Consider the following 26,986-nt stretch of genomic DNA (forward strand, 5'->3'; position numbering starts at 1 on the left):
GGCGGCCTGTCGAAGCGGAGTTGTCCACAGGGCGGGGGGGGCCGTTGGTTCGGGGGTTGTCCACAGGGCCGGGGGGCTGTCGGTGCCAGAACCTACGATGGTGGAAGATCACTTCCAGATGCGGGGGTGGTCGTCGCAGAGTGCTCGTCAGACAGCGGTCATCCAACGGTGGTTGCCCGCCCGGCGTCGGAGGTTTCCCGTGGAGCAGAGGTTCGTCACCGTCGTCACCGGCGGAAGCCGCGGTATCGGCGCCGCGGTCTGCGCCCGGCTGGCCGCCGACGGCCACGACGTGGTCGTGGGCTACCGCTCGGATGCCGAGGCGGCCGAAGCCGTGGCCGAGCGGGTGCGCGAGGCGGGCGGCAAGGCTCTCGCCGTGGCCGTCGACACGGCGGACGAGGCGTCCGTGGACCGGCTGTTCGACGCGGCGGCCGCGCTCGGCCCGGTCACCGGGCTCGTCAACAACGCGGGGGTCAGCGGCCCCAACGGCCGTCTCGTCGACGCCGACGCGGAGGGGATGCGCCGGGCCCTCGACGTCAATGTGCTGGGCTATCTGCTCTGCGCCCGCCGGGCCGTGCGCGACATGGCGGCGCGCGGCGGCGGGTCCATAGTCAACATCTCCTCGGCCGCGGCCACCCTGGGCAGCCCCGGGCAGTATGTGCACTACGCCGCCACGAAGGCCGCCACCGACGCCATGACGGTCGGCCTCTCCAAGGAGGTCGCGCCGGACGGCATCCGGGTCAACTGTGTGGCGCCGGGCATCATCTGGACCGGCTTCCACGAGGACCCGGAGCGCCCCGCGAAGCTCGCCGGCACCATTCCGATGGGCCGGGCCGGACGCCCCGACGAGATCGCCGGAGCGGTCGCCTGGCTGCTCTCGGACGACGCCTCGTACGCGACGGGCACCGTCATGCGGGTGGCGGGTGGGATATAGCCGGGGCCTCGACGAAGAGGACCTGGAGGCGGACCGGCTCTGCGTGGCCGATCGCGTACGCGACCCGGACCCGGACCCGCCCCCGGCGTCCCGGTGTCAGCTCAGGGGGCCGGGCGAGGGCGTCGGCTCCGGTACGGGGTCGGGCCCCGGCGGCTGCGGCACGGGATCCGGCTCCGGTACGGGCTGCGGACCGGGCAGCGGTCCGGGGCCCGGCGCGGGCGGGCCGGGTGTCGGCCCGGGCGTGGGCGGTACGGGGTCGGGCGGCCCCGGAGTCGGGCCCGGGGTGGGCCCCGGCGTCGGCGGGTTGGGGTCCGGGTAGGGCGGCTGGGTCATCGGGGCCTCCTGGGCTGCTGCGGGCCGCTGGTCGGGGCGTCGGCTCCGCGCCCGGGACCGGGCCAGGGGGCCGACGCCGTCTCCACTGTCTCCTCCAGCGCGTGCCCACGCCCGTCGGCCGTACTCCATCCGTCGGCCCGCTCGGTTTCTTCCGGGCGACGGCCGCCCGGTCAGCCGACGCCGTCCCCGAGGGATTCGAGCAGCTCCCGCAGGGTTCCCGCGAGCTCCTCCCGCCGGTCCGCACCGAGGGCCGTCAGCAGCCGCTCCTCCGTGGCGAGGTGGTCGGGCAGCGCCCGGTCGATGAGGGCGTGTCCCTCGGGGGTCAGGGCCACCTGAACCACCCGGCCGTCGGTGGGGCTGGGGGAGCGGGTCACCAGGCCGCGTTCCTCCAGGCGGTCCAGGCGCTGGGAGACGGCGCCCGAGGTGACCATCGCGGAGCGCATCAGCTCGGCGGGCGTGAGCAGATGGGGCGGCGGGCTGCGGCGCAGGGTCGCGAGCACGTCGAAGGAGGCGGGGTCGAGGCCGTGCTCGGCGAAGGTGCGGCGCAGCTCGGTCTCGATCAGCCGGGAGAGGCGTTTGAGCCGTCCGATCACCGCCATCGGCGACACGTCGAGGTCGGGGCGGCGCTCGCCCCACTGCGCGAGCAGGAGGTCCACATGGTCGGTCACATCGTCAGACTAGCCAATCTCTTAGCGGTGAGGTACTTTTCTCTTAGTGCTAAGAGATCTTCCGGGGAACCGGACGAAGCAGAAGGAGCGACACTCATGCGCATCACCGTCTTCGGAGCCGCGGGCAACGTCGGCAGCCGTGTCGTGGCCGAGGCCGTCGCCCGGGGGCACGAGGTCACCGCCGTCGTGCGCGACCGGTCCCGCTTCCCCGAGCTCCACCCGGCGGCCGTCGCCCGTACCGGCGACGCGCAGAACGTCGAGGACATAGCCGAGTTGAGCGCCGGGCAGGACCTGGTCATCAGCGCCACCCGGCCCGCGCCCGGCAGCGAGGGCGACCTCGTCACCGTGACCAAGGCGCTGGTCGCCGGGCTCACCGGGACCGGGGTGCGGGTGCTGGTCGTCGGCGGCGCCGCCACCCTGACCCTGCCGGGCGGCGACGGCGCCACCGTCGTCGACGACCCGGACTTCCCGGTGAGCTGGCGGCCCATCGCGCAGGCGTGCACCGAGCAGCTCGACGTCTGGCGCGCCGAGAGCGAGGTCGACTGGGCCTACCTGAGCCCCGCCGCCCTGCTGGAGCCCGGTGAGCGCACCGGGAGCTACCGGCTGGGCGCCGACGAGCTCCTGGTGGACGAGCAGGGCCGGTCCGCGATCTCGATGGAGGACCTCGCGGTGGCGCTCCTCGACGAGGCCGAGGAGCCCCGCCACCACCGCACGAGGTTCACCGTGGCGTACTGAGGACATTCGGGGTGTGCTCTCAGTGCCCGAGCAGCACCCTCAACTCGGGCTGGAGCAGATCTCCGTGGGCCTGTACGAGGTCGTCGCACAGGTCCCAGATCCGCTCCACCGGCAAGGTGGCGGCGGTCGCCGCGTCGGTCATCGCGGCGTGCCGCACGTGCCGGGGCTCGCCCTCGGTGGCGGCCCGGACCACCAGATCGGTGACGCTCGCGTACGTACGGTTGAGCGCGGCGCACTGCGGGGGGAGTGCGCCGACCCGGGTCGGCTGCACGCCCTGCGAGTCGACCAGACACGGGACTTCGACCGTGCAGTCGTCCGGCAGGTTGGTGATCAGGCCGTGGTTGGGCACATTGCCGTAGATCGTCCGGGGAGTGCCCGTCACCACGCTGTGGATGATCTGCGGGGCGTACTCCATGGTGCCCTCGACCGGCAGCGGCCGACCCGCCACCAGGGCGTTGCGGGTGCGTTCATAGCTGACCGTGTTGTCCTCGATGATGTCGAGGTACGCGCCGATCGGCAGCCGCAGCCGCTCCACCTCGCTGTCGTGGTGCAGATACCACGGCACGTACTCGGAGGAGTGCTCGCTGGTCTCGGTGGGGTAGTGGCCGAGCCTGCGGTACATGTCGACCCGGACCCGGCGCAGCAGTTCGCGGTCCTTGTCGATGGCGGCGTCCAGGAGCGGGTGCAGATCGCGGCCGTCGCGCTCGAAGCGCAGCACCCACGCCTGGTGGTTCATCCCGGCGGCCAGATAGGAGACCTCGGAGAAGTCCACGCCGACCAGTTCGGACAGGTCGTGCATCGTCCAGTACACCGAGTGGCACAGGCCCACCGCCTTGAGCCGGGGGGCGATCCGATGGAGATAGAGGAGGTTCATGGCCATCGGGTTGGTGTAGTTCAACAGCCAGGCGTCCGGGCACAGTTCGGCCATGTCCTCGGCGATCTGGCGCAGCACCGGGAAGGTGCGCAGGGCCCGGAAGATGCCGCCGATGCCCAGGGTGTCCCCGATGGTCTGGCGCAGGCCGTACCGCGCGGGGACGGCGAAGTCGGTGCGGGTGGCCGCGTTCATGCCGACCTGCACGGTGTTGACCACGAAGTGCGCGCCGTCGAGCGCGCCGCGCCGGTCGGGGTGCGCGGTGATGACGGGAGTGACCCCCATCGCTCCCGCGATGTGCCGGGCCGCCGCCCGGGCGGTCTCCAGTCGCTCGGGGTCGATGTCGTGCAGCGCGATCCGCAGCCGGGTGAACTCGGGGAAGGCGAACAGGTCGGCCAGCAGCCCCTGGGTGAACACCACACTGCCCGCGCCCATGAACGCGATCTTCACTTCGGCCGGTTCGGCCATCTCGGTGACTCCAGTCGTCTCGGTGGCCGGCTCGCCGGTCGTCTCGGTCATGCGGAAACCCCCGTAACTCCCGTAATTCCCGTAACCCCCGTAACTCCTCTGGCTTCGCTGGCTCCCGCGCCGGGTACGCGGGCGACGGCCTCGTCCCAGGTGGGCTGGGCCTCCGTGCCGCCACGGCCGCGGGTGGACAGCGAGCCGCAGACCGCGGCGACGGCCAGCGCGTCCGCCAGGCCGAGCCCGCGCAGCACCGCCGCCACGAACCCGGCGTCGAAGCTGTCCCCGGCCCCGACGGTGTCGAGCGGCTCGACGGGAAGGGCGGGCGCGGCCGTCACCCGTGTCCCGTCGTGGGCCAGCGCCCCCTCGGCGCTGTTCTTGACCACGACCAGCGGGCCGCGCCGGGCCAGCGCGGCCGCCGCCTCGGCCACGCCCCGGGCCACCCCGGTCAGGGCGCGCGCCTCGGCCGCGTTCGGCAGCAGCTGGTCCGTCACGTTGAGGACCGGGTCGAGCAGCTCCGGGTCCCAGCGGCCGGACGGGTCGTCGTTGGTGTCCAGCGAGGTGGTCGCGCCGAGCTCGCGCGCCCGCGCGAACACCTCGGCGAGCGCCCCGGCGAGCCGGGGCATCAGGAAGAACGAGGCCGCGTGGACGTGCCGGGTCCCGGCGAGCAGTGCATCGGGGACGTCGCCGGGCCCGGTCGCGGCCAGACACCCGGGCGCGGTGAGGATCGCCCGGTCGGCGCCCCGGGTGAGGACGGCGGTGAGCGGCGTGGCCAGTTCCGGGTCGGTGGTGAGCGCGGAGGTGTCGACTCCGCGCGCGGTCAGGGCCGTACGGACGAAAGCGCCCGCCGGGTCGTCGCCGACGCGGCCAGCGAACGCCACCCGCAGCCCGAGCCGGGCCGCCCCGCACGCCATGATCGCGGCCGAGCCGCCGAGGACGAGGTCGGCCCGCTCGACCAGTTGCTCGCGCTGGCCGTAGGCGAGGTCGCGCGGCACCGGGCCGAGGACCACGTCCGGGTTGGCGTCGCCCACGACGAGCAGGTCGAAAGGGCGGTCGAAGGGAGGGTTGGAGGGACGGTCGGAGGGTGCCGGTGGCACTGGTGGTGACGACATGGCGAAGGGCTTTCTGGTCAGGGAAAGTCGAGCGCTGGGAGGTTGAGCGCTGCGGGGCCTCGGTGGGCACGGAGCTCCCCACGGGGGCAGCCGCGGACGGTGAAGCGCAAGGCGAGCGGCGCTCGCCTCAGCCCTTCAGCCCGCTCGACGTCAACGACTGGATGAAGGTCCGCTGGGCGAACAGGAAGGCGAGCAGCACCGGCAGCACCGTGATGACATTGCCCGCCATCACCGCCGCCCACTGCGTGTGGTGCTGCCCCTGGAAGGTGGTCAGGCCCAGTTGGAGGGTGTACTGGGTGTCGTGGTTGATGGCGATCAGCGGCCAGGACAGGTCGTTCCAGGTGGCGAGGAAGGTCAGCACGGCGACCGTCGCGAGCGCGGGCCGGGCCAGCGGCGCCACGATCGAGAAGAGCACCCGCAGCCGGGAGCACCCGTCGATCCAGGCGGCCTCCTCCATCTCCCTGGGCAGCCCCAGGAAGAACTGCCGGAAGAGGAAGACCGCGAACGGGGTGACCAGCGAGGGCACGATCAGCGCGCCCAGCGTGTCGATCAGTCCCAGCCACTTCATCACCAGGAACGTCGGGATCATCGTCAGCTGGAACGGGATCACCATGGTCGCCAGCATCAGCGCGAGCAGCGCCCGCGACCCCCGGAACCGCATCCGGGCGAAGGCGTAGCCGCCGAGCGAGCCGAGGACCAGGTTGGAGCCGACGGCGACGGTCGAGACGATGCAGGAGTTGGCGAACCAGCGCGGGAACATGGCGTTGCCCAGCACATAGCGGTACCCGCCGAAGTCGATCCCCTTGGGCCACAGCGCCGGGGGGAAGCGGTTGATCTCGGCGTTGGTCATCACCGAGCTGAGCACCAGCCACACCAGCGGCAGCGCGAAACCCAGCGACAGCGGCGCCAGCAGCAGATGCCAGGGGCTGAACGGCAGCCGGCGCCGCCGGGCGGTGCGCGGCACCGGGGCCGCGGTCGGCGCCGCGCCCTCGCTGACCATGGTCGAGGCGGTCATCGGGCCACTCCTTCCGCGCGCAGCGGTCCGGCCGCGGAGCCGGTGGTGCGCTCCCGGTGGCGGCGGTAGAGCGTCACCGCCGTGCCCGCGAGCAGCAGGGCGACCGCCAGGACGTACGCGGCGGCGGCGCCGTAGCCCGCGGTGAACGTGCGGAACGCCTGCTCCCAGACGAAGTACACGATGACCGTGGTCGACTCCAGCGGCCCGCCCTTGGTCGTCACGTACACCAGGTCGAACACCTGGAGCGCGGTGATCAGCTGCCACAGCACCAGGAACGCGGTGACCGGCGCGAGCGTCGGCAGCGTGACATAGCGCAGCACCTGCGCCCGGTTCGCCCCGTCGAGCCGCGCCGACTCGACGAGTTCGGTGGGCACGTCCTGGAGCGCGGCGAGGAAGACGACGACGCAGAAGCCGATCCCGCTCCACAGCGAGATGGCGAGCAGCACGTACAGCGACTGGCCGGGGTCGGTCAGAAAGCCCTGCGGGGAGACGCCCAGCTTGTGCAGGATCGAGTTGGCCGCGCCGAACTGCGGGTCGAAGATGAAGGAGAACAGCACGCCCTGGGCGGCGGCCGAGACGACGAACGGTATGAAGACGAGCGTGCGGTAGACGCCGACGAAGCGGATGCGCCGGTTCAGGGCCAGCGCGAGCGCGAGCCCGCCGGCCAGGCTCAGCGGCACATAGAGACCCGCGTATGTCAGCGTGTTCTCCACGGCCTTGCGGAAGCCCGGGTCCTTGGACAGGGCGCGGTAGTTGTCGAGGCCGACCCAGCGGCCGGGGGTGACCAGGTCGTCGGCGCGGAACGACAGCAGCAGCGACCAGATCACCGGCACCACGCTCAGCCCCAGGATCACCAGGACCGACGGGGTGATGAACGCCCAGGCGGTGGCGGTCTCGCCGCGCGCCCGCCGGCGCCGGGCGCGGCGCCGCTCGGCGGGCTCCGGGCCGCCCGGGGCCAGGGTGAGCGGGCGCGGTGTGCCCGTACGGGATCCTCGGTCCACGTCGACCCTCCTCATCGGGGAATCAGCAGGGCGGCGTCGGCCTTGTCGGCGCACCGGCGCACCGCCTTGGCGGGGGAGGCGCGGCCGAGCAGCACGGACACCACGGCCTGCCCGGTGGCCTGCGAGATCTGTGGATAGGCGGGGTGGATGGGCCGCACCCGGGCGGTCTCCAGGGCCTTGGTGAACACGGGCAGGCCGACGGTGTCGGCGGAGTGCCGGCGCCAGGCGCTCTCCTGCTCGGTCTGCCGACTCAGCGGCAGACTGCCGCCCCCTATGTCCCACCGCACGTCCTGGGCGGGAGTGATCAGCCAGCGCACGAACTCCACCGCCGCCTTCGAGCGTGCCCTGCCGTTGTCGAACACGGTCCAGGTGTCGGGGCCGGAGATGGTCAGCGGCTTTCCGCTGTAGGTGGGCAGTGGGACCACGTCGTACGGCAGCTTGGACTCCACGATGTTCGGCAGCTGCCAGGGCCCGGTGATCACCATCCCCATCCGGCCCGAGACGAACACCTGGTACATCTGCTCGCTGCCGGGCTTGGGGTCGATGTAGACGCTTCTGTCGGCGACCAGCTGGGCCACCGTCTCCAGGGCCCGCCGCCCGGACTCGACGAAGCCGATGCTCTTGCCGTCGGGGGCGATGACGTCGCCGCCGAGGTCCCACACCATCGGCCACAGCCGCCACACGGTGTCCTCGTCGCCGGCGCCCGGCCAGGCCGTGCCGAAGACGCCGTGGCCGGCGTCGGTCAGCTTCTTGGCGGTCGCCACGAACTCCGGCCAGGTCCAGCCCGGCTTCGGCAGCGGGATCCCGGCGCGCTCGAAGAGCCTGGTGTTGCAGGCGACGGCCAGCGAGTCGAGCAGCGAGGGCGCGGCCCGCACCTTGCCGTGCAGGGTGACAGCCTCCCTGACGGAGGGCCAGAAGTCGCGCCACGGCGGCGAGCCGTCGTGCAGCGCGCCGGTCAGATCGACGACCTTGGGACTGCGGGCGATGCTCGCGAGGTCCGAGCCGAAGATGTACGCGATGTCCGGGTAGGCACCGGCCGCGAGGGCGGCCGTCACCTTCTGGAGCATGGCGTCGGCCACCACGCCGCCGCCGCTCGCGTTCACCCGGATGCGGGACTGCGAGCGGTTGAAGTCGGCGGCGAGCGCCTCGATCGCCTTGGCCCCGATCTCGTTCTGGCCGTGCCACATCTCGATGGTGACGCGGCCGTCGGCGCCGATGCCGTCGGAGGTGGTCGCGGCGCAGGCGTCGAGCAGGGGGAGCGCCGCCGCCCCGGCGACGGCTCCCGCCCCGGTGCGCAGGAGGCGGCGGCGCGGGAGGCCGGGAGCGGGGTGCGGCTTGCTGGTGCGGTCCTGACCGGCGGGCATGGTCGTCCATCCCTTCGCGGGTGCGCCCCGCCTCGGACGCGGGACACACGTCCTGGCGACTCGGGCCGGGCTTGGGATCGGGTCGGGATCCGCTACCGGCTGGGCGCACCTATCGAAGCGCCGGGCCGCGCTGAGGCCCCGCACTGGCTGGATGAAAGCGCCTCGGGGGGCATGCGTCAAGTACCCGAGAGGGCCCCGGGTCCGCGTGCCGCCGGGCGGAGCGCCCCACGTCAGCGCGGAACAGCGCGCTTTTGGCCGTGCCGGGCGCGCTTTCGGCCTACTTGCCGGTACGGGGTGACCAACTGATCCACCGCGCACTAGATGTGAGGGCCTGTCACTTGCGTCGCGGGTCCCGGGAGGATCACTTGAAGAATCGTTTCAGCAGGCTGCGTCTGCTCATCGGCGCGGGCGCGTCGGCCGCGGTGTTCGTCACGACGGCCCTGTTCGGCGCCGCCCCGGCGCAGGCCGCCGCACCCGCCGAGGGCGCTGCCGCGACCGCGCCGGCCACGGCCGGGCGGACCGCTCCCACCGCCTGCTCGGGCACCTACGAGGGCGACGAACGGCTCGGCCCGCAGTACCTGCCCAGGCCCTGGCAGGGCCCGGTGGGCCCGCTGGTGCTCGGCTACCACCGCACCGGCCACCTCAGCCCTACGGCGTTCCTCGCCACCTACTGGGACAGCACGGCGGGCAGCTGGAAGTACCCGCCCCACGACGGCTTCGCCAACCGCCCGGACGGCAGCCTCGACAAGCGGGCGGTACGGCTGCGCGTCGGCGAGGACCTGGACCGCTTCGGCTCCGAGTACGGCGCCTTCCTCGCCCCGGCGGGGGCGGCCTACGGCCGCCGGGCGCTGCCGCCGCAGAGCCTGGTCACCCGTGAGGCGGCCTACCCGTGTGCCTACCACGCGTACGAGGTGACCAAGAGCTTCACCGTCTGGGAGGGCCGGATCGCACCCTGGTTCGAGCAGCGCGGCGGCGCCGAACAGGTCAAGCTGGACGCGGCCTTCGTCGACCCGGGCGAGGGCCAGAAGCTCAATGTGAAGTGGCTGCTGGACCACGGGTACCTGAAGGCGGAGAACAACCCGGAGGCGGCGAGGAGCGCGCTGGCGGGGGTGGTGGGCGGCTGAGCGCGCCGATCCGTCAGGGAGCGGTGAAGACCAGCTCCGACCAGTGCACCCCGGCGCGGCCGTGCAGATCGGGGCGGCCGCCCCGGTGGGTGAGCCGGAGTCCCGCCCTCGCGGCGAGGGCGAGCGTCTCGGGCTCGGGTACGTCGAACATGCGCCGCCCGGGCGGCACCGGTCCGCTGCGTACGGTCATCGCCAGGGTGGCGCCGGGGGCGAGCAGCGCGGCGACGGTCCGCATGCCCCGGGCGCGCTCGGCGGCGTCCAGGTGCATCCACACCGCCGTGATCAGGATCAGATCGAACCGCTCGCCGCTCGCGGCCAGCCCGGGCAGATCCGGCAGGGCGTCGTCCAGCCAGGTCAGGGCGGTGTCCGCGTGCAACCGCTCGCCGTGGCCGCGCAGTTCGGCGGTCGGCTCGACGGCGGTGACGGTGTGGCCGAGACGGGCCAGCGCCGCCGCGTCCCGCCCCGTTCCGGCGCCCAGGTCCAACACGCGGGCGGGCGGCGCGGGGTAGAGGTGCAGCAGCGCCCCGTGCACCTCCTCGAAGGTGACGCCCTCGTACTGCTCGGCCAGTGCGTCGGCGTCCGCGCCGTACCCCTGCGTCCCCGCCACGGTGTCGTTCACCCGGCCAGGCTAAACGATCAGTCGGGGGCGGCCGTCGGGCGCATTACCCGGCGGGTAATCGCCAACGGCCGCCGGCCACCCCACCATTGATCACATCAGCGCCGCCGCGACGAGGCGGGGCCCCAGGGGAAGGACCCGGCGCCATGCCGTACTTCGAGACCAGCACCGACGGCACCCGTCTGCACTACGTCGACTACGGGCCGCGCGAGGGCCGCACGGTCGTCTTCGTCAACAGCTCCTACTTCGGTACGGAGATGTGGGAGTTCCAGATGCTCCCGCTGGCCGCCGAGGGCTTGCGGTGCGTCGGGCTCGACCGGCGCGGCCACGGCCGCTCCGAGGACGTGTGGGACGGCTTCGACCTCGACACCCTGGCCGGGGACCTCGGCGCGCTCCTCGACCACCTCGACCTGACGGACATCACCCTCGTCGGCCACTCGATCGGCACCGCCGAAGTGGTCCGGTACCTCACCCTGCGCGGCAGCGGGCGGGTGGCGAGGGTGGCCCTGGTGGCCGGGATGGCGCCGGGCCCGGCCCGCTCGGCCGACCACCCCGAGGGCGTCGACCCGGCGCTCATCGCCGCCGGGAACGAGGCCTTCCGCGAGGACCGGCCCGGCTTCTTCGCCGATGGCGCGGCCCCGTTCTTCGCCCTGGACCGGCCCGGCAACGACGTCTCGCCCGCCCACGTGCGGTACTGGGAGAACCGCTGCACCGGCGCCACCGCCCGCGCCTCCAACGCGCTGGGCGACCTGTTGGTGACCCTGGACCTGGCCCCCGAACTCACCAAGATCGACGTTCCGGTCCTCGTCGTCCACGGCACCCACGACGTCTCGGCCCCGATCCACCTGACCGGCGACCGCACGGCCCGCCTGGTCCCGGACAGCACTTACCACGTCTACGAGGACGCCGGGCACGGCCTGTTCGTCACCCACGCGGAGCGGCTCACCGCGGACCTGCGCGCGTTCGCGAGCCGCTGAGAGCCTGTCTGCGACGACGGGAGTCGGCGGCAGGCCTCAGCCCCGCCGGATGCCGAGCGCCGCCCGCACCTCCCGGAAGAGCCGCTTGTCCAAGCCGTTCAGGCTCATCCGGTTCTTCGTCAGGGCGAAGGAGAAGCGGTGGGCGGGGTCGCCGGAGGCGGCGCTTCCGCCCGAGCCGTTGGTGCCGAAGCCGCCGTCGGGGGAGCGCACCACCGAGCCCGCGCCGCCGAGCATGAAGCCGTACCCCTTCAGCAGCGGGAAGCCGAGCGAGCGGTCCTCACCCGCCGTCCTCGGCGTCGTCGCCTCCTTGAGGGTGGCCGGGGACACCAGCCGTACGCCGTCGAGTTCGCCGCAGACCAGTGCCGCGTACATCCGGGCCGCGGCCCGGGCCGTCATCGTCCCGTTGGCCGGGAGCGCGGCCCGCCGGTAGTCGGCGCGGTTGGCGAGCGGGGCCACCGGGAGCACCGCGCGCGGCGCGAAGACCAGGAACGGCGAGTGGGGCGGCATGCCGTCCAGGTAGGCCGCCCAGTCGCCGTCGTAGCAGCGGGCCACCCGCCCGGCCAGCCGGTCCGGGACCGAGAACAGCAGCGAGTCCGCGACCCCCAGCGGCCCGGCCAGCTCGTCCCGCAGCAGGGCGTCGCAGGTGCGGCCGGTGGCCCGGCGCAGGGTCTCGGCGAGCAGCACGCCGTAGGTCCAGCCGTGGTAGCCGCTCGCCGTGCCCGGCTCCCACAGCGGCGCCTGCCCGGCCAGCCAGCTCCCCATCGCCGGTACGTCGAAGAGCTCCTCGGGCGTCACCTCGGGCGGCAGCTGCGGCAGCCCCGCCGAGTGCGAGAGGACCTGGCCCAGGGTGATGTGCTCCTTGCCCCGGGCGGCGAACTCCGGCCAGTGGGCGGCGACCGGGGTGTCGTACGCCAGCACGCCCCGGTCCACCAGGACCGCCACCAGCGCCGCGGCGACGCCCTTCCCCGTCGACCACGCGGGCACCAGGGTGTCCGCCTCCATGGGCCGCGCGCCGGCCACGTCGGCCAGACCCGCCCAGGCGTCGACGACGAGTTCGCCGTCGAGGTAGGCCGCCACCTGGACGCCGGTCTCCTCGCCCTCCGCGGTGACCTCGGCGAGGATCTCCTCGGCCCGGGTCTGGGCGGCGTTGCGCGGACGTGCCTCGGTCATCCCACTGCTCCCCACTCGCGCCGGTGGCCGCCCGCCGCGAAGCGCGACGGACGGCCACCCCCTTCGTGCCCCCAGGCTAACGACCTACATCCGGGCGAACTCCGACCCGGTGACCACCTGGAAGGGCAGCCACGTCGAAGTCGCCGTCCCCGGCAGGCTGTTCTGGGTGCGCAGGGTGGTCAGCTCATCGTCCGACAGCGCCCCGCGGGTGATCCGGAACTCGTCCAGCGCACCGGTCAGCGGGTTGGTCCCGTCGGACTTGGCGCCCAGCCTGAAGCCGTCCACGGCGTAGGTGTCGCCCGCGGTCACCGAGCCCGCCGGGACCGCCGCACTGCCCAGCGCCCGGCCGTCCACGATCAGCCGCAGCTGTCCGTCCGCCCGCTCCAGGGCCACGTGATGCCAGGCCCCGTCGCCGAAGCCGGCCGCCGCCGAGCCGTCGACGGCGGCCACCACCGTGGTCGCGGTGTCCGTCTCGAACGCGGCGTACAGCCGGTCCTGCGCGGGCTGCGCCCGCAGCCAGATCTGCCGCTCCGCGGCGCCCGCCCCGTACGCCCACACCAGCACCTGGTCCGGACTGCCGCTGGTCGCCGAGTACTTCAGCCAGGTGCTGATCGTGAAGTCGGCCGAGCCGAGCGCGGTGGCCGCGCCGTACGGCAGGTCGACCGCGTCGTCGGAGCCGTCGAAGGTGAGCGCGTCGCCGAACTTCCCGGGCGCGGTGGCCGCGCCGCCGCGCACCAGTGCGTGGCCGCAGTGGACCGTGGAGTCCGGCGTCGCCGGGCCCGCCGCGGGCCGCACCACGTCCTTGGCGCCGGTGTACTGGTTCTCGAACGACCACCACAGCGCGGGCAGATCGGCCGGGTAGGAGCCGGACGAGCCCGCGGTGGAGCCCACGACGGTGGAGACCTCGGCCGTGCTGAGCGCCCGGTGGTAGATCCGGAACTCGTCCACGTCACCGTTGAACACGCTCGTGCCGTCGAGCTTGGAGCCGACCCGCGCGCCCTGCTGGCCGCTGCCCCGCGCGGGCGTCAGCGAGCCGCTCAGACCGCTGACGGTGGCCGGGGTCCGCGCGTCCACGCCGAGCGTGACCTTGTCGGCCGCGCGGGTCAGCGTCATCAGATGCCAGGCGCCGTCCCCGAACGACCTGGTCGAGGTGGTGTCCGGCAGCGCCACGGCCACCGAGCCCGCGTCCGACTGCACCCAGGCGTAGAGCCGGTCCTGCGACGGCTGGGCGCGCACCCACAGTTGAGGGCTGCTGGTCCCCGTCCCGTACGCCCACACCAGCGCCTGGTCCGGGGTGGTGGAGCCGGCCGCGTACCGGAACCAGAGGGAGTACGTGAAGTCGTCCGAGCCGACGTCGAGCGTGGGTGAGAAACCGGTCTCGGTGCCCGGGTGGGTGCTGTCGACCGTCGCCGCCAGCGATCCGATCCGGCCGGTCGGCAGGGCGGGCACGCCGCCGAGCAGGGTGCCGCTCGCGCAGTGGCCCGACACGTCGTCCTCGATGGTGATGCGGCGCCGGTCCGGCACCACCGCCGTGTCGATCACCTGGAAGGGGAGCCGCGCTCCCATCGCACGGGTGGCGGCCTCGGTGTCCAGCTCCGTCGCGTTGCCGCGCACCTGGGTCAGCTGGGCGTCGGTGAGCGCCGTGCGGTAGACGCGGAACTCGTCGATGGCGCCGCCGAACGCGTCGCTCGCCCCCGTGTCCGACTTGGCGCCGATCCGGATTCCCTCGACGCCGTTGTACGGCGCGTCGGTGACCGAGCCGGCCACGCCCGTCGCCGTGCCGGTGACCGTGCCGTCGACGGTGAGCCGGATCTGCGCGCCCGTGCGGACCAGCGCCACGTGGTGCCACTGGTCGTCGCCGAAGGCCACGGCCGACGAGGGATCGGTGAGCGTCATCCAGGCGCCGCCGTCCGCGCCCTGCACCCATGCGTAGAGCCGGTCGTCGGCGGGCTGGGAGCGCAGCCACACCTGCGGCTTGGCGCTGCCCTGCCCGTACGCCCAGAACAGCGCCTGCTGCCTGCTGGCCGTCGTCGCCGCGTACTTGAACCACAGCGAGTACGTGAAGTCGCCCGAGCCCGGGTCGATCGTCCTGCCGTAGGGCACGTCGGCGTAGTCGCCCGCGCCGTCCAGGACCAGGCCCTGTCCGAACCGGCCGCTGCCGAGGGCCGCGTTGCCCTGGAGGTAGGCGTCGCTCGCGTCCGGGCCGGCGTCGGGGCTGGTGCGCCCGGCCGCCGGGCTCTTCTGCGCGGAGGGCCTGCCGGTGAAGGTGCCGGGTATGCCGAGGGCGCCGGGGGTGGTCAGGTTGAAGCGGATCTCGTCGGCGGAGTTGGTGGGGCCGCCCTCGTAGACCAGGCCGAGCTCTCCCGAGTCGAGCTCGGCGAGGTCGGAGTAGGAGGCCCGGTCGTTGCTGATCAGGCCGTTGGAGGCGGCGGTCCAGGTGGCGCCCTGGTCGGTGGAGTAACGGATCTTCATCAGCTTGCGGTCGGAGGCGTCCGACGGCGCCGAGAAGACCATGGTGTCGCCGGGCGTGCGCTGGTACGTCTGGCGCAGGGTGAGCGCCGAGCCCTGGACCTCCGGTGTGATCAGACCCGGGACGACGGTGGAGGCGGGGACGGTGGTGCCGCCGTCGGTGCTGACCGCGCGGGTGCGGTGGTCGGCGCTGCCGCCGATCTCGTTGCGGGCCGCCAGATAGACGCTGCCGCCGGGAAGCTCGGTCACCGAGACCTCACCGGGCTTGACCGCGTTCGCCACATAGGAGTTGGCGGTGCTGCTCGCCTGCCAGGTGGCGCCGTGGTCGTCGCTGTAGAGCACACCCGCGTACCGGGTGGTCGCGTCGGGGTTCTGGTGGGCGCCGACGACCAGCCGTCCGGCGTGCGCGCCCGCCGTGAGCTGGACGCCGTGCGAGGGGCCGGTGGCGAACCAGCCGCTGTTGGCGCCGCTGAACGTCGGCAGCGGCTTGGGCGCGCTCCAGCTCACCCCGTCGTCGTCGCTCCGCTGCACCCAGGGCAGCCGCTGGCCGGTCGGCGTCTGCTCGTTGGAGGTGGTCAGCAGGAACACCGAGCCGGTCTCGCGGTCGACCACGGGTGCCGGGTTGCCCCGGGTGAAGGGCGCCGTCCCGTCGGTGGGGCTGCCCTCCAGGACCACATGGGCCGGGCCCCAGGTGCGGCCGTCGTTGGTGGAGCGGCGCATCACCAGATCGATGTCACCGCGGTCGGCGCAGGTGGGGGACTTGCGCCCCTCCGCGAACGCGAGCAGGCTGCCCGCCTTCGTCTTCACCAGCGCCGGGATGCGGTAGCAGCCATAGCCGCCCACACCGGAGCGGAAGAGCACCTGCTCGGCGCCGACCAGCGCCCGCGAGGACGCCAGCGGCCCGCTCGCGTACGAGGCGGGCGCGGCGAGGAGGAGGGAGGCGGCGGTGAGGGCGAGGGCGAGCAGCCCGACGACGGTTCTGGTGAATGACGGTCCGCACCGCGCGACACGAGCGCCGCGTGGTGCTGATGGGGTGTGCGGGGTGAACGACATGGAGATCATGGTGGTGATCGTCCCGTACGGGATTCGACCAACACCTGGTGACCAGCTGCTGAACGCCCCGTGAAATCCTCGTGCGGCCGAGCGTCAGCTCCGCGCGGCCGCCACCAGCTCGGCCGCCGCCTCCCGCGCCTGGAGCGCGGGTTCCCCGGTGTGGAAGATCCCGGCCGTCACCATCGCGCCCTCGGCGAGGAGCGCCAGTTGGCCGGCGAGCCGCTCCGGCAGCCCCGCGTCCGCCACGAGCGTGCCCAGATACTCCCGGAACGCGCTCTTGTGGGCCCGCGCCTGGGCCGCGACCCGGGCCGAGGAGGCGCCGAGCTCGCCGTACGCGTTGATCCATGCGCAACCGCGGAACCCGGGCTCGCCGAACCAGCGGTGCAGATGGTCGAAGACCGCCAGGATCCGCTCCGTCGGATCCGCCCGCTGTTCGACGTGCTGCGCCAGCCGCCCGCGCCAGGCCGTGTCCCGGCGCTCCAGATACGCCTCCACCAGCTGGTCCTTGGCGGGGAAGAGGGCGTAGAGGCGCTTGAGCGAGACGCCCGAGGCGGTGCGGATCTCGTCCATGCCGACGCTCTGGATGCCCCGCCCGTAGAACAGCGTCCCGGCGGCGTCGAGCACCCGCTCCCGTGCGACTGCGCTGTCCATGACCACACCACTCCTTGAACTGAGAACGACCGTTCTCTAGAGTAGCGCCAGGACGGGGAGAACGAGCGTTCTCCCCGCTCGCTCGCACCTGGGCACCGCCTCGTCATGCGCGTCCGCGACCACCCACCGGAGGATCACCCCATGAACGCTCGTCCGCCCCTGCCGCCCTTCGACCTGGACACCGCCCGGCAGAAGGTCCAGGCCGCCGAGGACGCCTGGAACACCCGCGACCCCGAGAAGGTCTCGCTCGCGTACACCGAGGACTCCCGCTGGCGCAATCGGGACACCTTCGTCACCGGGCGGGCGGAGATCGTCGAGCTGCTCACCGCCAAGTGGACGCGCGAGCTCGACTACGCCCTGCGCAAGGAGCTGTGGGCCTTCGACGGCAACCGCATCGCCGTGCGCTTCCAGTACGAGTGCCGGGACGCGTCGGGGCAGTGGTGGCGCAGTTACGGCAACGAGCTCTGGGAGTTCGACGAGAACGGTCTGATGGCGCGCCGCGAGGCGAGCATCAATGACGTGCAGATCAGCGAATCGGAACGTCGGATCTTCGGAACACGCCCCGCTTCCGAGCGCGGTGTCGCTTTTCCGCTCCGCTGAACAGGCGAATTTTGGAGTGATCGACCCGGTGGACTCGTTCTCCCAGACGGCACCTGTCCGTCAGTGATCCGAGAACCAGAGGGATGGAAGTACCTATGAAGCTCACCAAGCGGGCCGGCCTCGCGGCGATGATGACGTGTATGGCCACGGCGGCTGCGGTCACGCCCGCCGCCGCCGGGGTCTCCGCTCCCGTCGGGGTACCGCTGGAAGCCCTGGAGACGGCGCTGCCGATCGACGCCCCCACGGTGAGCACTGGCGTACCGATCCCGATGCCGGGCTCCCCGGGCGGGCCGCGCCATGTGGTGGGCTCGCTGATGCCGTCGCCGGTGCTGCCCGCGCTGCCGGTCACATCGGAGGTGCCGTCGACGCTGGTCAAGGCGCCGCTGGCCGATCCGCTCACCGAGGACAAGCTGGGTGCGGCGGCCGTCACCACGCCCTCCTCGCCGCTGAGCGCGAAGAGCCCGGGGGCGATCCTGGAGGCGCCGCTCACCCCGCCGCAGGCCGAGCTGTTCGGGCTGCCGGCGCTCAGCGAGCCGCAGGCCGGACTGCTCGCCCCGACGCTCCAGGGCTCGCCCGCCGCCAACCTCGGCATGATCTAGGGCGTCCGGGGGCCGAGCGCCCCCAGGAGCCGCTAGCGCATCACGCGTTTGTCTGTCAAGGGCACTAGAAATGCGCGGACTTGGGCTCGTAGCGTGCTGAACAGCCCCCACTGTTGCACGAAGGAGCTCTCCCGTGGACCACTCGCGCCTTGTCGAGGTCACCGAATACGTCAACCGCAATGCCCCTCACCTCGCATTCGAGAAGTCGTCATTCAGTGACCTCGACTACTCCAAGGATTGCGTCGGATTCGCCGTGGACGGCGACCGGATCGCCGTGACGCATACGAAGGACACCGAAGCGCCGGTGCTCCGGTACACCCGGTCCGAGATCGCCGCCATGGTCCGTGCCGCGAAAGCGGGCCAGCTGGACAAGTTCTGCTGAGCCCGTCGCTTCCCCCAGCCGCCCGCGGCCGCCACCGACGCGGCCGCGGGCGGTCTGCTGTCGTGATCGGGGCGACACCGCTGAACGCCATGTTCCGGCCGAATCGGCGCCGGGGTGGCCGAGGTTGTGAAGCCGTCATCACACAGCCGCCCGGGTGGCCCCGGAACCCCTGCCACCGCTGTTGGCGGGGGCTGGGGCGGGTGCACCGGTCTGCCGGGCGGGGGGATCGGACGGCGCCGTACGGGGTATGTGATCCGTGCGGGCATGCGAATTTGCGACACCGTACGCACAGTTTCCACATCCCGGGGCGAATTTGTTCGCGAAGTCGGTCACTATCACGGCCGTTGAGTACGTCATAGATGCGTATACCGAACAACGCCCGGCGACCGGCCGCCGGTGACTGTCCCGACGAGGGGGGCGACATGGAAGAGATCTGCGTTCCGTTGTATGTCGAACTACTGCACGAGGGTGATGCCATGACCCCCGTGGAGGCCTTGATGGCTTACGACCCCGCCGACCCGCTCGCCGTTTCGGTGGAATTCGTCTGCGGCAATGGCATGCATACGACATGGACCATGGGCCGCGATCTCGTGGCGGAGGGGCTGATCTCCCGCTGCCCGGTCGGCCTCGGCGACGTACGGGTGTGGCAGTACGGCGACAGCGGACTGCGGATCCGGCTGCACTCGGACGAGGGCAGCGCCGATCTGCTCGCCGAGATCGAGGACGTCGCCGACTTCCTCTCCCGTACGTACCAACTCGTCCCCGAGGGCAGCGAGCTGGACGGCTTCGATGTCGACGAGGTGATCCGGCTGCTGCTCGCCACCACGCCGATGCAGGGGCGCTGCTGGTGCGGCCGGGAGTACCCGTGCCTGGACCACGGCGCCGAGTGAGCCCCGCCCCCTCCGCACACCGCCTCAGCCCCGCTGCGAGGCGCCGAACCGCGCCAGCCGGTCCGCGGTCGCACTCCCCGGCGGAGGGGTGAACAGCACCAGGCGGTGATCGCCCTCGGGGGCGAGCAGCACCTGGCAGAACAGGTCGAACGGGCCGAGCTCCGGGTGGAGCACACGGACCCGGTCGCGTCTGCGCACGGCGACCTCGTGCAGTTCCCACAGCGCCGTGAACTCGGGGCTGGCGCTGTGCAGCCGGGAGATCAGCCGCGTCGACTCGGCGTCGCCGAAGCGGCGTGCCGAGGCGGCGCGCAGGTCCGCCACATGGAGGTGGCCGTAGTAGCTGTGCTCCGACGGCGGGTACGGGGCGCGGGCGGACGGCTCGGTGAACCAGCGCCACACGACATTGCGGCCGTGCTCGGTGACCGTGCACACCTCGCCCAGGAGCTCGCGCGCCAGCGGGTTCTGGACGAGCACGTCACCGAGGTCGCTCAGCACCACGGCCGGGGTGGCGGTGAGCTGGTCGAGCAGATGCAGCAGACCGGGGCTCACCTCGCCGTCGGCGGAGTGCGCGGCGGGCGGCACATGCCCGCAGAGCAGATACAGGTGGTCGCGCTCGTCGTCGTTCAGCCGCAGCGCGCGGGCCAGCGCCGCGAGCATCTGGGGCGAGGGCTGCGGCCCGCGCGCCTGTTCCAGCCGGATGTAGTAGTCGGCGGACATCCCGGCGAGCTGCGCGACCTCCTCGCGCCGCAGCCCCGGCGTGCGGCGGCGCGGCCCCACGGGCAATCCGGCGTCCTGCGGAGTGACCCGGTCACGGCAGCGGCGCAGGAAGTCAGCGAGCTGGCGGCGGTCAGTCGTCATGATCATCATCATGGCGGAACCCGGCGGCCGGAACCAGGGACCGGCGGTACCAGGGTCCGCGCCCGCGCCCGTGCTCGCCCCGGCGGGGCGTGTGTGCGGGGTGCCGCAAGGCGGGCGTAAGGCAACCGACAGAGACGTCGTCACAGTAGGGCCATGGAGTCTGCGACGGGGAGCCACGAGCCGGCCGGACGGCTGCTCGTGGAGATCGTGGAAGCGGTGCTGGCCCGCACGGGGGTCGGGCCGGTCACCGGTGGTGCGTGGCGGCTGCGCGAGGGGGAGTTCTGGTGCCATGTCTCGCCGCCGGGCGAGGCGCTGCGGCTACAGGGCTGGAAGCTGCACGTCGCCGCGACACCGCTGGCCGCGCCCCTGGTCCTGGCGCGGGCCGCCGAGGTGCTGGTGCGCCACGGCTGCCGGTTCAAGTTCGCCGGGACGCTCGGCCGGGTCGGCGACCTCGTCTCACGCCGCTACGAACGGGGCGGCGGCGGCAAGTTCCTCACCGCCTACCCCGAGGGGGGCGACGCCCGGCTGCGGGAGCTGGCCGCCGAGCTGCACCGGGCGACCCTGGGCCTGCCGGGCCCCGCGATCCTCTCCGACCGGCCCTGCTTCCCGGGCAGCCTGGTCCACTACCGGTACGGGGTGTTCGCCGGGGTGCCCGCGCTCGGCGACGACGGCATCCGCAGCGCCATGCTGGTCGCGCCCGACGGCCGGCTGGTCCCCGACCGGCGCCGGGCCTGGTTCGCGCCGCCCGAGTGGGCCCCGCGCGACCCGTTCACCCGCCGCGAGCCCGCCGCGCAGGGCGGCCGGGCCGCCCCGGCCGAGGTGCTGCTCGACGGGCGCTTCCTCGTCCACGGGGTGATCCGGCACGCCTTCGGGGGCGGTGTCTTCCGGGGCGTCGACGAGCGCACCGGCGAGCCCGTGATCATCAAGCAGGCCCGCCCGCACACCGCGGCCACCCTGACCGGCCAGGACGCGCGGGACCTGCGGCGCCACGAGGCGGCGATGCTGGAGGAGTTCGCCGGGAGCGGCTTCACCCCGGCCCCGGTCGCGCTCTTCGAGCAGCAGGGCGACGTCTTCCTCGTTCAGGAGGCCGTCGACGGGATGACCTTACGCCAATGGGTGGCGGACAGGCTGGAGTTCGGCGGGGGCGAGCGGTGGGGCATACCCGTCGCCGAAGCCCTGCGCCGGGCGCGTTCGCTGGCCTGTCTGATGCGGCTGGTCCACGACCAGGGCTGGGTGCTGCGGGACTTCAACCCCAACAACGCCATGGTCACCGAAGACGGCGACGTGTTCCTGATCGACCTGGAGACGCTGGCCCGCCCGGGCGAGCCCGCCGTACGGATCCACACGCCCGGATACGCGGCGGCGGAGCAGGTCGCGGCGCCGCGCTACGGCGACGCCCCCGGCCCGGCCGTCGACCTCTACAGCCTCGGCGCCACCTTCTTCCACCTCGTCACCGGCGTCGACCCGCTGCTCGCCGCCGACGACCCCGGGATCCGCGGCACCGCCGGGCGCCTCGCCGCCTGGCTCGGCCGCCTCGCGCCGGGCAACGAGGCCGCGATCCGGCTCGCCCCGCTGATCGTCGCCCTGCTCGACGACGACCCGGGCCGGCGCCCCGGTCTCGACGAGGTGCTCGACCGGCTGGACCGGGCCGCCCGCGCCACCGCCGGGCCCGGCACCGACGCCCCGGCGGCGGGGGTGATCGGCCTCGCCGTCACCGGGGCCGATCCCACCCCGGCGGCGTGGAGTGCGGCCGAGCCCGAGCTGAAGGAGCTGATGGCCGACGGCATCGACCATCTGCTGGCCACCGCCGACCCGGAGGCGGACGAGCGGCTGTGGCCGTCGGGGCCGGTCGGCGGCGCCACGGACGCCTTCAACGTCCAGCACGGCGCGGCCGGCGTCCTGGGGGTGCTCGTCCGCGCGTACGAGGCGGGCGAGCACCCGGCGGTGCTGGAGGCGGTACGGACCACGGCCGGCTGGATCGCCGACCGGGTCGGCCGCGAGCCCCGCCTCCTGCCCGGCCTGTACTACGGGCGCTCCGGCACCGCCTGGGCGCTGCTGGAGGCGGCCCAACTCCTCGGTGACGACTCCCTGTTGGAGTACGCGATGGAGCTGGCGGCCCGCGTCCCGGTCCGCTGGCCCAGTCCCGACGTCTGCCACGGTGTGGCCGGTGCCGGACTGACCCAGCTGAGGTTCTGGGAGGCCACGGGGGAGCGGCGCCACCTCGACCGGGCCCGGGAGGCAGGCGCGGAGCTGGCCGCCATGGCCGTGCGGCGCGAGGGACGGGTGGTGTGGCCGGTGCCGCGCGCGATCCTGTCCACCCCCGCCGACGTCGTCCACTACGGCTTCGCCCACGGGGTCGCGGGCGTCGGCGCGTTCCTGCTCGCCCTGGCCCGTACCACCGGCGACAGCGAACCCGCCGAACTGGCCGTGGAGGGCGCCCGCACGCTGCTCGCCGTCGCCGAAGTGGCGGACGGCGCCGCGTACTGGCGCTCCGGCGAGAAGGGCGGCCCGCGCAAGACGCACTGGTGCAGCGGCTCGTCCGGGATCGGCACGTTCCTGCTGAGGGCCTGGCAGGACAGCGGCGAGGAGGAGTTCCGCACCGCCGCGCAGCGGGCGGCCGTGGCCGTGCGCCGCTCCCGCCGGCACAGCGGCACCGCCCAGTGCCACGGACTGGCCGGGGACGGCGACTTCCTGCTCGACCTGGCCGACGCCCGCGCCGAGCCCGCGTACCGGAGCTGGGCCGTGGAGCTCGCGACGGGGCTCCACGCCCGCAACGTCGTCCGCGACGGCCGCACCCTGGTCCCCGACGACACCGGCACCCAGGTGTGGGCCGACTACGGCACGGGCCTGTCCGGAGTGCTCGCCTTCCTGCTGCGGTCCGCCCACGGGGGGCCGCGCCTGTGGCTGCCGCGCTCGCTCACCGCGCCGCCCGCCCATGACTCCGGCACCGGCACGGTGCCGGCACGTGACACCGCGCAGAGGGGGTGAACACCGTGAGGGAATCCGATGTGACCGCTCTCCAGATGCTCGAAGAGGAGGAGGCGCCCGACTCCGAGTCCTGGCCGCCGCCCACCGCGGGCTCGTGCTGCAGCACCTTCTGACCCGCGGCACCTCCTGACCCGCCGTCCCCGGTCACCGCCGCCCCGCCTCCCCGCGCCGGCGGCGGTGACCTCGGCGTGTCGACCGCCCTACGGCGCGGTCCGGTTGGGCCCGTGCCGCAGATAGGTGAGCACTGCCGTGACCCTGCGGTGCAGCTGCGACTCCTCGGCCAGGCCGAGCTTGGCGAAGGTCGAGTTGACGTGCTTCTCGATGGTCGACTCGGAGAGCGAGAGCGACTCGGCGATATTGCGGTTGTTCTTGCCCTGCGCCATCTGCCGCAGCACGTCCAGCTCCCGGCGGGTCAGCTGGGCCAGCGGCGCGTCGACGGTACGGATATGGCTGCCGACCAGCACCTCCACGATGCGCGGGTCGATCACCGACCGCCCGGCCGAGACCTCGCGCAGGGCGCGCAGCAGCTCCTCCAGCTCCCCGATGCGCTCCTTGAGCAGATAGGCCAGTCCATTGGTGCCCTGCTGGAAGAGGGCGAAGGCGTACTGCTCGTTGGCGTGCTGGGACAGCACCACCACTCCTATGCCCGGATGCGCGGCCCGGATGGTGTGCGCGGCGGTGATGCCCTCGGTGTGGTGGTGGGGAGGCATCCGGATGTCCGCGATCACCGCGTCCGGGCGGAACCGGTCGACGGCGTCGAGCAGTTCCTCCGCCGTGCCCACCGCCGCGATCACATCGACCTCGCCGGTGTCCTCCAGAAGCCGTCGGGTCCCCTCCCGTACCAGGTAGTGGTCCTCGGCGATCACGATGCGCATCCGGGCAGCGGCGTCAGGCATGGGCCGTCTCTCTCGAGCGTTCGGTGAGCTGGGCGCAGAGCATGGTGCCGCCGCCGGGCCGGCCGGCGATGGAGAGCCGGCCGCCGACGGCCTCGATCCGGTCGCGCATCCCGGTGAGGCCCGAGCCGAGCCGGGAGGCCGCGGGCAGGCCCACCCCGTCGTCGCTGACGTCGAGGAAGAGCGAGCCGTCGGCGCGCGCGATCCGGATGTTCACCCCGTCGGCGCGGGCGTGCTTGAGCACATTGGTCAGCGCCTCGGAGACCAGGAAGAACGCCGCCTCCTCGATCTCCGGCGCGAACCGCGCCGCGGACACCGAGGGGTCGACCTCGACGGTGACGGGAATGGGCAGCCGCCGGGCCTTGGAGATCACGGCGGCGGCCAGCCCCTGGTCGGTGAGGACGGGCGGATGGATGCCGTGGGCCACCTCGCGCAGCTCGTCGATGACCCGGCAGGCGTCGTCCTGGAGCTCGGTGAGCGTGGTGTGCACGGTGTCGCCGGTACGGGACAGCTGGTTGCGGGCGAGCCGCAGCTTGGCCACCAGGGCCACCAGCTCCTGCTGGATCCCGTCGTGCAACTGCCGCTCGATGCGCCGCCGTTCGATGTCCTGGGCCTGGACGATCCGGGTGCGCGAGGCGTTGAGCTCGCACGCCTGGCGCTGCACCTCCTCGACCCGGGTGGACAGCTCCGCGGTCAGCAGCGCGTTGTGGACGGCGAGCGCGGCCTGCCGGGCCAGCGTCTCGATCACGTCCAGGTCCTCGGGGGTGAACCGGCCCTCCTCCTTGGGCCCGTACTCGATGGAGCCGAGCACCTCCTCCCCGTACCGCAGCCGCACCTCGCCCCACGGGCTCTGATCGCTCTCCGCCTGCGCCCCGGCGGCCCCGGACCCGAGCGGGGCGCGCGCCGGGCCGCCGGGGCCCAGGCGCACCCGCACCCAGCGCAGGTCCAGCCCCTCGCGCAGGCTCACCGCCAGCTGCGGGCCGAGCCGTGCGAGGTCGTAGGCGTGCTCCAGGGTGGTGCCGCACTGCACCAGCAGCTCGAAGTTGGAGGGCCGGGCCCCGAACACGCTGCGCGCGGCGAGCCGGTTGAGCTGGCGGTGCACCGGCTGGAACAGGACGGTCGCGGAGACCGCCACGAACACCGCGAGACCGATCGGCAGATACTGGCCGGCGGTCAGCCCGAGCGCCGTGGTCATGCCCAGGTACCAGGCCCCGATCATGGTCCACAGCACCCCGTAGACCAGCGAGCGCCGGATCGCGAAGTCCATGCCGGGCAGCCGGTGGCGGAACGCGGCGAAGACCAGGGCGGAGGAGATGGTGATGTACGGCAGCGCCCCCAGGGCGCAGCCGATGAAGTAGTCCAGGCCCCGGCCGGCCAGCCACAGCCTGAACAGCCGGGACGAGCCCCGGGCACTGAACACCACGAAGGCGGTCAGGGCGATCAGCCACAACCGGTCGGCGGGCTCAAGGTGCCGTGCCCGCCGCTCGCGCGCGTCCAGGAGCGAGCGGAGCAGCAGCAGCCCGGCGCCCAGGCCCGGTGCCCAGGACTCGGGCTGGACCAGCAGATACGCCAGGGTGGCGTCCGGGACGGGCAGCGCCATCAGCAGCACCGGGTAGGGCACCAGGACCCACAGCGCCCGCAGCAGCACCCGCTCGTGCGCGTACCGCATCCGCCCGTCCGGCAGCAGCGCCACCAGCCGGCAGATCGTGATCGCGGCGAGGACGTCGAAGGTGCGGGCGACGGCCAGGAACGCGAAGTCGTGGGGCGAGGTGGAGTGCCAGCCGGTCGCCGGGGGCTTGCCCATCGTGAACCGCACGGCCATGCCGATCGCCGCGAACGACCCCGCCGCGAGCAGCCGACGCGCCACCGGATGCCGGGGGGCGTGCCAGGACAGCGACAGTCCGGCCACATAGATGGGCAGGATGCAGGCCATGGTCCACGGGAGCGTCTGCGCCGCCGAGATCCACGCACCGACCGGCACCCCGAAGAGCACTCCCAGCCCGCCGAAGATCGCGAGAACGCGCATCGGCCGTCCCTCAGGCTCCGCCATTCCGCCATTTTCCCGGGCCGCGCGGGCGCTGTACAGAAAGCCTCCCTCACCGCCCGTATGGGGGACAGCCTCCATGAGGGAGCGAGGCGGCCCGGATTACGCGGCCGGGCGCGGGTGCGCACACTCGGAGGGTGGAGTCCGGCGGCGCGGGAGGCGGACACTCCCGCCCACCGCGTCTGACCAGCGCGGCCGACGGACCCACCCACGAGCGTACGAACGCATCGGACCCGTCCCACGGACGGGCAAGGGGGGAACGGATGAGTACGGCTCAGCTGGAGGAGCACGAGCGGGAGTCCACCGCGGGACGGGGCGGACCCGCTCCCTCGGCCCACGCACGGGGGGCGGCCGGCGCGGCGGGCGGGGAGCCGCGCACCGGCACCCTCGACGCGGCCGCCGGGCGGCGGCTGACGATGACGCACCAGCTGCTCGGGGAGCCCGCGCGGGCACTGGAGGTCCACCGGCGCACCGAGCTCACCGGCTCCGCGAGCCCGGACGAGATCACGGCTCTGGCGTGGGCCGCCGCCGCGTACTGCGCGCACGGCGAACCGCGCCGGGCGCAGGAGTCGGTGCGCCGCGCCGTGCTGGCGCTCGCCCACTGCGGTGACCTGGGCACGCAGGCGGTCACCCACGCGATGGCGGCCGTGGTGGCGGCCTGCGACGGGCGGGGCGCGGTGGCCGAGCACCACCGGGAGCTGGCGGGGGAGGCGGCGTGCGGTACGGGGGACCCGGTGCTGGTCCTGCTGGTGCGCACCTGCGCGGCGCGGGAGCGGATCGAGCAGGGCGAGGCGCGCCGCGTCCTCGCCGGGCTGGACACCGCGCTCACCGCCCTGGCGGGCGACGACGACCGCCCCGGGGCGGCGGAGCTGCTGCCGGCCGCCGGCTGTCTGCGCGCCGCCGCGCACCTGGCGCTCGGCGAACTCGACTACGCGGCGGCCGAGTTCGGCCGGGCGCTGGCCCGCTACCAGCGCCTCGGCGAGGCCGGTGGCCACGCGGCGCTCGGCGCCGGGGCGCTGCTCGGGCTCGGCGACGTGCACCGCGAGCGCGGCGCCCTCGGTCCGGCGCGGGCCGCCTACCAGGAGGCGGTGGTGCGCAGCGAGCAGTGCGGCGACCGCCAGGTGCTCGCCGCGGCGCTCACCGTGCTCGCCCTGGCCCGTGGCGCCGAGGACCCGCGCGC

General features: G+C 73.5%; 24 protein-coding genes and 1 pseudogene. 11 read left to right on the forward strand and 14 right to left on the reverse strand.

Translation table 11 applies throughout. The features are described 5' to 3' along the window. The first annotated feature begins 199 nt into the window (after positions 1-199). Complete coding sequence (locus tag ABD236_RS05870; protein WP_344070867.1) at positions 200-931, forward strand: SDR family NAD(P)-dependent oxidoreductase; 732 nt, start codon at positions 200-202, stop codon at positions 929-931. Between the two features lie 96 nt (positions 932-1,027). Here ABD236_RS05870 and ABD236_RS05875 read toward each other — a convergent pair whose 3' ends face one another. Together ABD236_RS05875 and ABD236_RS05880 are read right to left on the reverse strand one after the other, a co-directional pair. Next, on the reverse strand, positions 1,028-1,264 hold the full coding sequence (locus ABD236_RS05875) for a hypothetical protein (protein WP_344070868.1): 237 nt from the start codon (positions 1,262-1,264) through the stop codon (positions 1,028-1,030). Positions 1,265-1,434: 170 nt separating this feature from the next. Beyond that, positions 1,435-1,932 (reverse strand): MarR family winged helix-turn-helix transcriptional regulator, encoded by a 498-nt coding sequence (locus tag ABD236_RS05880; RefSeq protein WP_344070869.1) that lies wholly within the window; start codon positions 1,930-1,932, stop codon positions 1,435-1,437. 96 nt (positions 1,933-2,028) lie between these two features. Here ABD236_RS05880 and ABD236_RS05885 point away from each other — a divergent pair, with 96 nt between their 5' ends. After that, positions 2,029-2,667, forward strand: coding sequence for an NAD(P)-dependent oxidoreductase (locus ABD236_RS05885; RefSeq protein WP_344070870.1), 639 nt, complete (start codon positions 2,029-2,031; stop codon positions 2,665-2,667). 19 nt (positions 2,668-2,686) lie between these two features. Here the strand turns inward: ABD236_RS05885 and melA are convergent, their stop codons facing one another. The 5 genes from melA to ABD236_RS05910 all read right to left on the reverse strand — a co-directional run bounded on the left by melA (position 2,687) and on the right by ABD236_RS05910 (position 8,492). Further along, a complete protein-coding gene (gene melA / locus ABD236_RS05890) occupies positions 2,687-4,006 on the reverse strand; it encodes an alpha-glucosidase/alpha-galactosidase (protein ID WP_344071224.1) in 1,320 nt (439 codons plus the stop codon). 47 nt (positions 4,007-4,053) lie between these two features. Continuing rightward, the gene (locus tag ABD236_RS05895) at positions 4,054-5,112 is read right to left on the reverse strand and encodes a carbohydrate kinase family protein (RefSeq protein ID WP_344070871.1); all 1,059 of its coding nucleotides are present in this window, start codon (positions 5,110-5,112) and stop codon (positions 4,054-4,056) included. Positions 5,113-5,239: 127 nt separating this feature from the next. Next, positions 5,240-6,127, reverse strand: a complete 888-nt coding sequence (locus ABD236_RS05900; RefSeq protein WP_425543818.1) for a carbohydrate ABC transporter permease — start codon at positions 6,125-6,127, stop codon at positions 5,240-5,242. Beyond that, entirely contained in the window at positions 6,124-7,143 is a 1,020-nt protein-coding gene (locus tag ABD236_RS05905) for a carbohydrate ABC transporter permease (RefSeq protein WP_425543819.1), read from the reverse strand. Before ABD236_RS05905 ends, ABD236_RS05900 begins: the two co-directional genes overlap by 4 nt. Next, positions 7,140-8,492: an ABC transporter substrate-binding protein gene (locus tag ABD236_RS05910; RefSeq protein WP_344070872.1), complete on the reverse strand. Its 1,353-nt coding sequence runs from the start codon at positions 8,490-8,492 to the stop codon at positions 7,140-7,142. Before ABD236_RS05910 ends, ABD236_RS05905 begins: the two co-directional genes overlap by 4 nt. 392 nt (positions 8,493-8,884) lie before the next feature. Between ABD236_RS05910 and ABD236_RS05915 the strand changes: the two genes are divergently transcribed. Next, the gene (locus ABD236_RS05915; protein WP_344071230.1) at positions 8,885-9,616 is read left to right on the forward strand and encodes a TNT domain-containing protein; all 732 of its coding nucleotides are present in this window, start codon (positions 8,885-8,887) and stop codon (positions 9,614-9,616) included. Positions 9,617-9,629: 13 nt separating this feature from the next. Here ABD236_RS05915 and ABD236_RS05920 read toward each other — a convergent pair whose 3' ends face one another. Next, positions 9,630-10,235, reverse strand: a complete 606-nt coding sequence (locus ABD236_RS05920; RefSeq protein ID WP_344070873.1) for a class I SAM-dependent methyltransferase — start codon at positions 10,233-10,235, stop codon at positions 9,630-9,632. A 143-nt stretch (positions 10,236-10,378) separates the two neighbouring features. On the opposite strand from ABD236_RS05920, the gene ABD236_RS05925 reads away from it, so the two are divergent. Further along, entirely contained in the window at positions 10,379-11,209 is an 831-nt protein-coding gene (locus ABD236_RS05925; RefSeq protein WP_344070874.1) for an alpha/beta fold hydrolase, read from the forward strand. A 36-nt stretch (positions 11,210-11,245) separates the two neighbouring features. Here ABD236_RS05925 and ABD236_RS05930 read toward each other — a convergent pair whose 3' ends face one another. The 3 genes from ABD236_RS05930 to ABD236_RS05940 form a co-directional block, all read right to left on the reverse strand. Next, positions 11,246-12,379 (reverse strand): serine hydrolase domain-containing protein, encoded by a 1,134-nt coding sequence (locus tag ABD236_RS05930; RefSeq protein ID WP_344070875.1) that lies wholly within the window; start codon positions 12,377-12,379, stop codon positions 11,246-11,248. An 84-nt stretch (positions 12,380-12,463) separates the two neighbouring features. Continuing rightward, the gene (locus ABD236_RS05935; protein WP_344070876.1) at positions 12,464-15,910 is read right to left on the reverse strand and encodes a LamG-like jellyroll fold domain-containing protein; all 3,447 of its coding nucleotides are present in this window, start codon (positions 15,908-15,910) and stop codon (positions 12,464-12,466) included. Positions 15,911-15,994: 84 nt separating this feature from the next. After that, complete coding sequence (locus ABD236_RS05940; protein ID WP_344070877.1) at positions 15,995-16,552, reverse strand: TetR/AcrR family transcriptional regulator; 558 nt, start codon at positions 16,550-16,552, stop codon at positions 15,995-15,997. A gap of 141 nt (positions 16,553-16,693) precedes the next feature. Between ABD236_RS05940 and ABD236_RS05945 the strand changes: the two genes are divergently transcribed. From ABD236_RS05945 to ABD236_RS05960, 4 genes are all read left to right on the forward strand, one after another. Beyond that, complete coding sequence (locus tag ABD236_RS05945; protein WP_344070878.1) at positions 16,694-17,152, forward strand: nuclear transport factor 2 family protein; 459 nt, start codon at positions 16,694-16,696, stop codon at positions 17,150-17,152. A 95-nt stretch (positions 17,153-17,247) separates the two neighbouring features. Beyond that, on the forward strand, positions 17,248-17,751 hold the full coding sequence (locus ABD236_RS05950) for a hypothetical protein (RefSeq protein ID WP_344070879.1): 504 nt from the start codon (positions 17,248-17,250) through the stop codon (positions 17,749-17,751). A gap of 133 nt (positions 17,752-17,884) precedes the next feature. Beyond that, positions 17,885-18,133, forward strand: a complete 249-nt coding sequence (locus tag ABD236_RS05955; RefSeq protein WP_344070880.1) for a DUF397 domain-containing protein — start codon at positions 17,885-17,887, stop codon at positions 18,131-18,133. A gap of 497 nt (positions 18,134-18,630) precedes the next feature. Then, a complete protein-coding gene (locus ABD236_RS05960; RefSeq protein WP_344070881.1) occupies positions 18,631-19,023 on the forward strand; it encodes an SsgA family sporulation/cell division regulator in 393 nt (130 codons plus the stop codon). Positions 19,024-19,047: 24 nt separating this feature from the next. Here the strand turns inward: ABD236_RS05960 and ABD236_RS05965 are convergent, their stop codons facing one another. Further along, complete coding sequence (locus ABD236_RS05965) at positions 19,048-19,881, reverse strand: helix-turn-helix transcriptional regulator (RefSeq protein WP_425543820.1); 834 nt, start codon at positions 19,879-19,881, stop codon at positions 19,048-19,050. Positions 19,882-20,034: 153 nt separating this feature from the next. On the opposite strand from ABD236_RS05965, the gene lanL reads away from it, so the two are divergent. Further along, the gene (gene lanL / locus ABD236_RS05970) at positions 20,035-22,869 is read left to right on the forward strand and encodes a class IV lanthionine synthetase LanL (protein ID WP_344070882.1); all 2,835 of its coding nucleotides are present in this window, start codon (positions 20,035-20,037) and stop codon (positions 22,867-22,869) included. A gap of 5 nt (positions 22,870-22,874) precedes the next feature. Continuing rightward, entirely contained in the window at positions 22,875-22,982 is a 108-nt protein-coding gene (locus ABD236_RS05975) for an ALQxL family class IV lanthipeptide (protein WP_268248399.1), read from the forward strand. Positions 22,983-23,069: 87 nt separating this feature from the next. Here the strand turns inward: ABD236_RS05975 and ABD236_RS05980 are convergent, their stop codons facing one another. Together ABD236_RS05980 and ABD236_RS05985 are read right to left on the reverse strand one after the other, a co-directional pair. Further along, positions 23,070-23,765: a response regulator transcription factor gene (locus tag ABD236_RS05980; protein ID WP_344070885.1), complete on the reverse strand. Its 696-nt coding sequence runs from the start codon at positions 23,763-23,765 to the stop codon at positions 23,070-23,072. Continuing rightward, on the reverse strand, positions 23,758-25,812 hold the full coding sequence (locus ABD236_RS05985) for a sensor histidine kinase (RefSeq protein WP_344070886.1): 2,055 nt from the start codon (positions 25,810-25,812) through the stop codon (positions 23,758-23,760). Before ABD236_RS05985 ends, ABD236_RS05980 begins: the two co-directional genes overlap by 8 nt. Before the next feature lie 257 nt (positions 25,813-26,069). Between ABD236_RS05985 and ABD236_RS05990 the strand changes: the two are divergent. Beyond that, a pseudogene (locus ABD236_RS05990) lies at positions 26,070-26,986 on the forward strand (hypothetical protein); the annotation flags it as partial.

Origin of the sequence: Streptomyces crystallinus, from assembly GCF_039521265.1 — a bacterium.
Taxonomy (GTDB): domain Bacteria; phylum Actinomycetota; class Actinomycetes; order Streptomycetales; family Streptomycetaceae; genus Streptomyces; species Streptomyces crystallinus.